The following is a 1,485-nucleotide window of genomic DNA, read 5'->3' on the forward strand; positions in this document are numbered from 1 at the left end:
TGTATAAGAGACAGGTGACGACGTAGCCCTTTACGCCGCCCGCGAGGGCGTTGCGCACGGCACCGATGTCGTCGGCGGCGGAGAGGGCGAGGCCGTTGGGCCAGCCGGCCGCGCGGGTCTCGGACAGGAGAGTGAGGCCGGAGCCGTCGGGCAGGTGGACGTCGGCGACGCAGATGTCACGGGGGTTGCCGATGCGGGGACGAGCCTCCGCGATGGACGAGGCCTCGATGACGTCGCGCACACCGAGCGCCCACAGGTGGCGGGTGACGGTGGAGCGGACGCGGGGGTCGGCCACGACCACCATGGCGGTGGGCTTGTTCGGGCGGTAGGCGACCAGGCTTGCGGGCTGCTCGAGGAGAACGGACACCAGGCCTCCTGGGTGGGGGACGGTACCGGCTCGTGGGGATGAAGCCGGGACGAACCGTGCTTTCAAGGTCACAGTCGTCTTCGGCAGCAAACCCGGCGTCCTTTAGGAAATGATCACGATCTAGTGAGTAACAATACGTGCAATTCGGACACGCGAGCGATCATCCGAAGATCGAATCGTTTCGGTCGAAGCCGATTGGTTGTCTGAAAGTGGCCGTATCGACAAAGAGATCATCAAAACGGGCGAGGAAACGGGCCAAGAGGGGGTGAGCGAGTGTGAGAGAGCGGTCGAAAAACCGATCAGGCGCAGGTCCGAGGGCCTCGCGGCCCCGGCTCCGCCCCCGCCGGTGGAGTCAACGGGACTGCGGCCCCCGTCGCTGCGGCAGCGTCACCACCGACGCGTCGCCCGGAGCGGCCGGCGGCAGACCCGCGACCTGGGCCAGCAGATCGCACCAGGACGCCAGATGGCCCGCGGTGTCCGGCACCCCGCCCAGGCCCTCCCGGGGCGTCCACGACGCGCGGATCTCGATCTGCGAGGCCGCGGGGCGCGCCGACAGCCCGCCGAAGTAGTGGGAGCTCGCGCGCGTGACGGTGCCGCTCGGCTCGCCGTACCCGAGACCACGCGCCTGGAGCGCGCCCGTCAGCCACGACCAGCACACCTCGGGCAGCAGCGGGTCGGCGGCCATCTCCGCCTCCAGCTCCGCGCGCACCAGCGTCACCAGTCGGAAGGTGCCGTGCCAGGCGTCGTGTCCGGCGGGGTCGTGCAGCAGCACCAGTCGGCCGTCGGCCAGTTCCTGGTCGCCGTCGACGACCGCGGCCTCCAGCGCGTACGTGAACGGCGCCAGCCGCTGCGGGGGCGGTGTCGGCTCGATCTCGATCTGCGGTCGCAGCCGCGCGGTTCTCAGCGCGTCCACCGCGGCCCGGAAGGGCGGCGGAGCCGCGTTCGCGTGTGAGGCGTCCTCCTCGGTGTCCTTCGCGTCGTCCATCTCGCCAGCGCCGTCCGACAGTCGTCCCTGAGCCGCAGCCATGCGGGGAAGATTAAGGGGAACGGGGGCTTCGTGCAGAGCAAGACACCCCCATGGCCCCTTGCGCCCCCGCGCACGACACCATGCACCCCCG

2 protein-coding genes are annotated in these 1,485 nt (G+C 70.2%); both read right to left on the reverse strand.

From position 1 onward, the window contains the following. Nucleotides 1-367 (reverse strand): response regulator (locus FNH09_RS46345; RefSeq protein ID WP_420802850.1); only part of this gene is annotated, 367 nt, incomplete at its 3' end. A gap of 352 nt (nucleotides 368-719) precedes the next feature. Next, nucleotides 720-1,394 (reverse strand): DUF3000 domain-containing protein, encoded by a 675-nt coding sequence (locus FNH09_RS46350; RefSeq protein WP_152895870.1) that lies wholly within the window; start codon nucleotides 1,392-1,394, stop codon nucleotides 720-722. Nucleotides 1,395-1,485: the final 91 nt, after the last annotated feature.

Source organism: Streptomyces adustus (genome assembly GCF_009377175.1).
Lineage (GTDB): Bacteria > Actinomycetota > Actinomycetes > Streptomycetales > Streptomycetaceae > Streptomyces > Streptomyces adustus.

Excerpts from the sequence above, each read along its gene's own strand:
- FNH09_RS46350 (WP_152895870.1), bottom strand. The coding sequence starts at position 1,394 with ATGGCTGCGGCTCAGGGACGACTGTCGGACGGCGCTGGCGAGATGGAC.